Source organism: Acinetobacter sp. UBA3132 (assembly GCF_002364825.1).
Lineage (GTDB): Bacteria > Pseudomonadota > Gammaproteobacteria > Pseudomonadales > Moraxellaceae > Acinetobacter > Acinetobacter schindleri.
Genome location: NZ_DEZM01000143.1, coordinates 1 through 8,012 on the forward strand (window position 1 = coordinate 1; position 8,012 = coordinate 8,012).

The following is an 8,012-nucleotide window of genomic DNA, read 5'->3' on the forward strand; positions in this document are numbered from 1 at the left end:
ATCGATCATTTTTAGAAGGGAATTTATGCGACAAAATGACGCATTGGTTAGAGAATTACCTCTGTCTTTGAAACTTAAAAGGAAAGTTTTGAGGACCACGGCTTTATGATTTGATACAAGGCAGCTAAGCCCCACCAAACTTCGATGAAGATGGCTAGACTAATTTTTAAATATTCGGGTAATTTTTTAATCCTGAATTAGACTTATGTACAAAAGATTTTTCTTAATAAAAATAACGTGAACTGATATGCTTATTTTAAGGGGAGCTTTGTATAAAAGCATAATAAAGTACAGATAGTTGTAAATAATATGATGAATTTAACTGAGTCTCAGTTTGATTTTTCAAAGGACGTAGATCCTTTGATGCATGCTTTATTAGTCAGTGCGGAAGCTGCATACTACACAGCACCAGCGCATACACTTGTACAAACCCGAAAATTTGCTGAGATTCTGGTTAATAAAGTAGCCCAAGCCAATCAACTTGAAATCCCTGAACAGGCGGATTTTCTCTCCCGTATTCGTTTACTTGAGAATAGACTCAAGCTGAAAGCTGACTTTATCTCTGTTTTACATACCTTGCGTGTTAATGGTAACAAAGGTGCGCATGATGCCGAAACCGATCATAGTGATGCTTTGACTTCTCTACGGTTATCGTATCGAATGGCACAGTGGCTGTATATTCTGACTACTCAGAAAACCAAATTGTTCCCTGAGTTTGAAGCACCTGTTGATCCAACGCTTGAAGCACGGCGCATGCGTTTTGAATTGATGGAGCTACAGCAGCAGTTGCGTACGGCACAGGACAAGCAAACTGTTCACTCAGATATTCAACATAAATTGGCAGAACTAGAAGCAGAGAATCTACAGCTTAAGCAACAGCAGCAAGTAGAAGCACAAACACTACAGGCTCAACTCGCTGCCTATGAAGCAAAAGTGAAAGAGCTGGAACAGCAGGCACCTCAATCTAGTATTGAGATACATATCGAAGATGAGCAATTGGATATAGCCAATGCTTCATTTGAATTGTCCGAAGCTGAAACACGTGGGCTTATTGACCGACAGCTTCAGCTCGCAGGTTGGCAGGCAGATACACAGCTCTTAAGGTATAGCAACGGCGTTCGCCCGCAAAAAGGTTTAAACCTTGCAATCGCAGAATATCCGACATTACTGGGTGGTGAAGAGGGTTTTGCGGATTATGTGCTTTTTGAAGGCTTGATGCCTGTTGCAGTGGTCGAGGCAAAAAAGCAGAACAAAACCGTCAGTCAGTATATTCGTCAGGCGGAGCGTTACTCACAAGGCTTTCAATTTGCGTCTGATTTAGACAAGCCATACAAGAATACGCCGTGGACATCTGAGGAAAAGGTCTACCACATTCCTTTTGTGTATGCATGTAATGGTCAAAAGCAGTCTAAGCGTCTAGCTGATGAGGGCGGAATCTGGTTCCGTGATGTACGACATCCATCTAACATTTCTAAGGTGTTGCAAGGTTTCCATTCACCAGCAGGGTTGAAGCGAAAGCTTGAGCAGGATATTGCTCGTGCAGATGAATATTTAGAACAGACCGAGATTCTGCCATTTAATGATCGTGTTTATCAACGTGAAGGAATTAAAGCGGTTGAGCAAGCAATTGCCAAAGACAAGCAACGTATTTTACTTGCTATGGCAACAGGTACAGGTAAAACGCGTTTAGCGACTGGCCTAATGTACCGATTAATCAAAAGCCAGCGTTTTAAGCATATATTGTTCCTGGTTGATCGTTCTACTTTGGGCACACAGGCATTTGATGCATTTGGTGCTGAAGTGATTGAGCAAGGCCAAACCCTGGCACAAATCTATACGGTTGCCAATTTAGGAGTAGATACTACTGAACGTCCTGAAGTTCAAGTTGCTACAGTGCAAAGCTTGGTACATCGCTTATTCAATGGTGATGAGCCACTACCGATTGATTACTATGACTGTATTATCATTGATGAAGCACACCGAGGTTATACTTTAGATAAGGAAATGACCGAGGGTGAAGAAGCGATTCGTGATGAAGCACAGTATTTGTCGACCTATAAACGTGTCCTAGATTATTTTGATGCAACCTTAATTGGTTTAACAGCAACGCCAGCACTACATACAACAGAGATTTTTGGTAAGCCTGTATTCACATACAGTTTTACTCGTGCTGTAGAGGAAGGCTATTTAGTCAACTATGACAAACCGATTCGCTACATCACCAAACTGAGCCAAGCAGGCATTGAAATTCCTGAGGGGACAACGGTGCAGGTGGTGACCAATGCAACAGGTCAGCAGTCCACGGCGCTACTACAAGATGATATGGAATTTGATGTTGCCGACTTTAACCGTAGTGTGATTAACGAAAACTTCAATAAAGTGATTTGCCAAGCCTTAGTAGAAGACTTAAACCCACTCAGTGATGAAAAAACCATGATTTTCTGTGTGACGGATCGTCATGCGGATCAGGTGGTAGCATTGTTAAATGAGCTGTTCAAAGAGAAATATGGCAAAGACTGGAATAATGATGCTGTGGTGAAAATCACAGGCAATGCAGATCAGCCAAGTAAATTGGTTGAACGTTTTAAGAAGAATAAGTTCCCGAATATTGCTGTCACTGTAGATTTGCTTACTACAGGTATTGATGTACCGAAGATCTGCAATTTGGTGTTTATGCGTAAAGTTCGTTCACGTGTGCTGTTTGAACAGATGCTCGGTCGTGCAACTCGGTTATGTCCTGATATTGGTAAAACAGAATTCCGTATATACGACGCCGTAGATATTTTTGCGACTTTGCAAGCAGTGAATACCATGCAGCCGATTGTCGTGCGTCCAAATATCAGCATCGATCAGTTGATTCGTGAGTTAAGTGATCCGGAGTTGATGCAGAAAGCTAAGGCATGTGCTGTAGCCTCTGTGGATGAGGTTCAGCGTACTCAAGCCGATTTGGTCTTAGATGAGTTTATTCAGAAGATTACCCGTATTTTAGGGAAAGCTGAGAAGTTTAAACATCATCCTGATCAAGGCAAATTGCGTGAAGCACTTGGAAAAATCAAAGAAAACTTCGGGGTTGAGTCCTTTAAGCTACCTCAGATGCTGCGTGCTAAAGGTATTGATGATCTTGGTACTTGGCTACAGCAAAACAGTGCGATTTTAGAAGCACGTTTGGCTGAGGTTCGTAGTGCTCTCGGCACCTTGGATTTACCAATTATCTCGGACGAGAAAGACGAACTGATTGAACGCGTCGTAGATACGGCACATCAACAGCCTGAAGATTATCTGGAATATTTTGATAGCTTCATTAAAACAGCCGTGAATGACAATGCAGCAATTAAAGCAGTCGTAACACGACCATCTGATCTGACTCGCGAGCAGTTGCGAGAACTGGAAAACTTGTTGACCAGCAAAGGTTTTACCCAAAGCAAGCTAACCCAGGCACTAGGTGGCAATGCGTCAAACCAAACCTATGCATCACAGATCATCTCTATGATTCGCCGTTCAACATTGGGTGAAGAAATCTCATCGGTGGAAGAACGTTATCAACGTGGTCTAAACAAGATTCTACAGCAGCGTGCTTGGACTGAGGATCAAAAGCAATGGTTGGCACGATTAACCCTGTTTATTGCCAAAGAGGTGGTGGTTGACAAGAATATGATTCACCATCAGTTTGCTAAAGACGGTGGGGTTAAACGCTTGAGTAAGTTACTTGATAGCGATGTTGAAAAATTAGTCGATGATATTCATGATGGGTTGTGGCAGGCGTCTTAACTGCTACAATCCTCGCGCGATACAATTTCTATTTTTATACCTTTCACATTTTCTAATGAAGAACAGCACATGACTCAAAACGGTATTGTCCAAAAACTCTGGAATCTTTGCGACGTATTAAAAGATGACGGGATTAACTATAGCGATTATGTGTCTGAACTGGTGATGCTGCTCTTCGTTAAAATGGTCGATGAGCTGGATGACGAGTTTTCTACACTTGCCAAGATTTATCCTGAACAATATAAATGGTCGCATTTTAAAGATCATAACGGCATTGAGCTATTAAACTTCTATAAGCAAATGCTCTTGGACTTGTCTCAAAATCAGAATGAACTGATTGCATCGATCTATGCCAATGCTCAAACCCGTTTACGTGAACCACGCCATTTACAGCAACTAATCAATGAATTTGACAAGCTGGACTGGTTTAGTATTAAAGCGGATGGACTAGGCGATTTGTATGAAGGCTTGCTTGAGAAGAATGCGACCGAAACCAAATCAGGGGCAGGTCAGTACTTTACGCCACGTCCACTAATTAACAGCATTGTGCGTTGTATACAACCTAAGCCAAGTGAAGTGATTCAAGATCCAGCATGTGGTACGGCAGGCTTCCTGATTGCTGCGGATGCGTATATACGACAGCACCATGATTTGTATGCACTGACTGAACAAGAAACTCAGTTCTATACTTTAGATGCTTTTGTTGGTGTTGAACTTGTTCCGAATACGCGCCGTTTAGCGCAAATGAACTGTTTACTGCATGATATTGGTGGTGAGCAAGGTGCAATTAAACTGGGTAACTCATTGGGTCCTGTGGGGCAGGCCTTGCCAAAAGCGGATGTAATTTTAGCCAATCCGCCATTTGGTACGTCTAAAGGTGGTGAGGCGAGTATTACCCGTGATGATTTGCCATTTAACACTTCAAATAAGCAATTGGCATTTTTACAGCATATTTATAAGAACTTAAAACCAGGTGGTCGTGCCGCCGTGGTATTACCTGATAACGTGCTGTTTGAAGCTGGACAGGGTACAGCAATTCGTCAGGACCTGATGAACAAATGTAATGTGCATACGATTTTGCGTTTGCCGACAGGGATTTTCTACGCGCAAGGTGTAAAAACCAATGTGTTGTTTTTTACTAAAGGAACAGAAGCCAACCCACTGCAAGATGAACACTGCACCACGGATACTTGGGTATATGACCTACGTACCAATATGCCAAGTTTTGGTAAGCGTACGCCATTTACTGAAGCACATTTAAAAGGTTTTGAAACTGTGTATGGCCCTGACCCTAAAGGTTTATCACCACGTACTGAGGGTGAATGGTCACTGACAGAAGCAAGCCAAGAACAGACGTTAGAGAACAGCCGTTGGCGTAAGTTTAGCCGTGAATGGATTAAAGAGCAGAAGGGTGATTCTTTAGATATTTCATGGTTAAAAGACAATGACGCCGTGGATGCTGCAAACTTACCTGAACCGCATGTATTGGCAAGTGAGGCAATGTCTGAATTAACTCAAGCTTTGGTTGAATTAGATGCATTAATGAAAGCTTTAGGTCAAACCGATGAAGCCAATACGCAAAAGCAATTGCTTGCAGATGCACTAGGTTTAAACGCTGAGGAACAGGCATGAGTTTAGATAATTTGCCTGTTGAATGGTTGAAATCTTCATTTGCTAATTTAAATGATTATCGAGCAAATAATTTTAATCCTTTGAAAAATGATGAAACGTATTATGAGCTTTATAGTGTTCCAATTTTTCCACAAGGTTACCCTGAAATACTACAAGCAAATGAAATTGGTTCTTCAAAGCAAATCGTAGAAAAAAACGATGTTTTACTATGTAAGATTAACCCAAGGATTAATCGTGTTTGGCAAGTTAGTAAATATACAGATTATTTAAACATAGCCTCATCTGAATGGATCGTTTTCAGACAATGTAATGTAGTACCGAATTTTTATCGATATTATTTTCAAAGTTTAGAATTCAGAAATCTACTATGTGCAAATGTTTCAGGGGTTGGTGGGTCATTGACTAGAGCACAGCCTAAACATGTTGCAACTTATGATCTACCAGTACCACCATTAGCAGAACAACAAGAAATCGTTCGTCAGCTTGATGTCATGCTTGCTCAAGTGGAGCAAATTAAAGCCCGTTTAGATGCTATTCCTGCCATTCTTAAGAAATTCCGTCAGTCGGTTTTGGCGGATGCGGTGAGTGGTAAATTGACGGAAGAGTGGCGAGAGCAAGAGAAGATAAAACCACAAATAAAAGAATTGCAAGATTTGAAAGATAGTCTGATTAAGAGCAAAGAAATCAAAAAAGACTTAGAAGTCATAGGAGCTGAAACTCTATTTGAAATACCTGAAAACTGGGGAAATCTAGCTTTACAATCTTTCGCTTCAAAGATTACTGATGGTGAACATAGCACACCTAAGAGAGAATCTGCAGGTCATTATTTACTATCGGCAAGAAATGTTCGTGATGGTTATATTGATGTGTCGAATGTAGATTATGTTGGTATAGAAGAATTCTCAAAGTTAAGAAAACGTTGTGATCCAAATAAAGGTGATGTACTTATTTCCTGTTCAGGTTCAGTCGGTCGTATAGCATTAGTTGATAAAGATGATGAATATGTCATGGTTAGAAGTGCTGCATTAGTAAAGACGTTAGACTCATTCATAGATAATAAATTCTTAATGTATGTCTTGCAGTCACCATATTTGCAAAAGCAAATTGATGAAAAATCTAAATCTACGGCACAATCAAATCTGTTCTTAGGTCAAATTAAGGAATTATCAATTCCTTACCCTAGTTTAAAAGAGCAGAAAGAGATTGTTCAGCAAGTCGAAAGTTTATTTAAAAATGCTAGTCTAATTGAAACGGCAGTCCAATCAGCTCAAAAACGAGTGAATTTGCTGACTCAATCTATTTTAGCCAAAGCCTTTAGTGGTGAACTGACTGCTGAATGGCGTGAACAGCATCAAGACCTGATTACAGGGGTAAACAGTGCTGAAGCCTTGCTTGTCAAAATTCAGGCGGATAGAGAAGAAAGTAAGCCGGTGAAAAAGGCGAAGAAAGCTAAAGCAGTTTAAATAACGTTATTTAATTCATTTTTTAAGGTGTAGGGAAACCTACACCTATATTTTTGTGCGGTTGTGGGTGTTGTTGTGGAATTAGGAACGGTAGGAATACTTTTACTAGTAGGCTTCGTATATTGGTTGTCATGGTGGTGGGTGGCGGTAACTCTGGTGCACAAATCTTGGCAGAAGTATCTCAGGTGGCCGAAACGCTTTGGATCACCCAGACACCGCCGCAGTTTCTGGCGGATGATGTCGATGGCCGTGTCCTGTTCTTAAGGGCGACCGAGCGCCTGAAAGCCCAGCAGGAGGGCAGAAAAATTGATCAGCCCATTGGTGGTCTGGGAGATATTGTCATGATTGATTCAGTCAAAGAGGCACGTGCACGTGGTGTACTACATAGCGAACGGCCATTTACAGCGTTCACTGAAGATGGCGTGATTTGGGAAGATGGCAGCACAGCGCAAGTGGATGCAGTGATCTGGTGTACTGGATTTAAGGCGGCGCTGAATCATCTCAGCAGCCTCGGAATTATCCAACAAGACCAGACCATCGCGGTTCAGAACGGCCGCTCGGTTAAGGTGCCGAATTTATGGCTGGTGGGCTATGGAGAATGGACCGGTGCTGCTTCGGCAACGCTAGTCGGTGTTTCCCGAACAGCCCGGGCAATAGCGGAAGACATCGCTGCATTTTTGGCCTGAGAGGATTTGATCCTGATTCAGTCGAGTGGATTGAGTGAATAGTATCTGTCTGCAACGAGCGTCATACCCGATGGTCTGATGCTCGTGATGATACGCTTGCATTGACGTTCGAATTTAATCAGGTAACTTATGCCCACAATGTGGACAGAAGAAATATTTGTTTTTTTCCTGCTCGAGTTGTTCTTTCTTACGCTCATGAATAAGTTCTAACAGGATATCCTGCATTTGTTCTTTGCTCAGTCCGACTTCTTTACGTAAAATTTCAATTTTTTCTTGATCTTCAATTAAGTCAATTTCTGCATCATCGAGCAGTTCACGAAATCTTAATTCCAGTTTGTGCTTGCGCTGTCTCAGCTCATTGGCCAGACCATTTGCCAGAATACCCGCAGGAAGCGCTGCCAGACCCACCCCTAAAATAGTAATTAAAGCCCCTAGAAAGCGGCCTAAGGGGGTGATTGGTGTC

At 41.8% G+C, this 8,012-nt stretch carries 3 protein-coding genes and 2 pseudogenes; 4 read left to right on the top strand and 1 reads right to left on the bottom strand.

Annotated features, from left to right (window positions below; all coding sequences use genetic code 11):
• Positions 1 to 309: 309 nt before the first annotated feature.
• The 4 genes and pseudogenes from hsdR to B4033_RS07900 form a co-directional block, all read left to right on the top strand.
• Positions 310 to 3,768 (top strand): type I restriction-modification system endonuclease, encoded by a 3,459-nt coding sequence (hsdR, locus tag B4033_RS07885; RefSeq protein ID WP_286833008.1) that lies wholly within the window; start codon positions 310 to 312, stop codon positions 3,766 to 3,768.
• A gap of 69 nt (positions 3,769 to 3,837) precedes the next feature.
• Positions 3,838 to 5,400: a type I restriction-modification system subunit M gene (locus B4033_RS07890; protein ID WP_286833010.1), complete on the top strand. Its 1,563-nt coding sequence runs from the start codon at positions 3,838 to 3,840 to the stop codon at positions 5,398 to 5,400.
• Entirely contained in the window at positions 5,397 to 6,863 is a 1,467-nt protein-coding gene (locus tag B4033_RS07895) for a restriction endonuclease subunit S (RefSeq protein ID WP_286833012.1), read from the top strand. The genes B4033_RS07890 and B4033_RS07895 overlap by 4 nt, the downstream gene beginning before the upstream one ends.
• A gap of 128 nt (positions 6,864 to 6,991) precedes the next feature.
• A pseudogene (locus B4033_RS07900) lies at positions 6,992 to 7,549 on the top strand (FAD-dependent oxidoreductase); the annotation flags it as partial.
• Positions 7,550 to 7,663: 114 nt separating this feature from the next.
• On the opposite strand, the pseudogene B4033_RS07905 reads toward B4033_RS07900, so the two are convergent.
• A pseudogene (locus B4033_RS07905) lies at positions 7,664 to 8,012 on the bottom strand (ion transporter); the annotation flags it as partial.

Excerpts from the sequence above, each read along its gene's own strand:
- hsdR (WP_286833008.1), top strand. The coding sequence starts at position 310 with ATGATGAATTTAACTGAGTCTCAGTTTGATTTTTCAAAGGACGTAGAT.
- B4033_RS07890 (WP_286833010.1), top strand. The coding sequence starts at position 3,838 with ATGACTCAAAACGGTATTGTCCAAAAACTCTGGAATCTTTGCGACGTA.
- B4033_RS07895 (WP_286833012.1), top strand. The coding sequence starts at position 5,397 with ATGAGTTTAGATAATTTGCCTGTTGAATGGTTGAAATCTTCATTTGCT.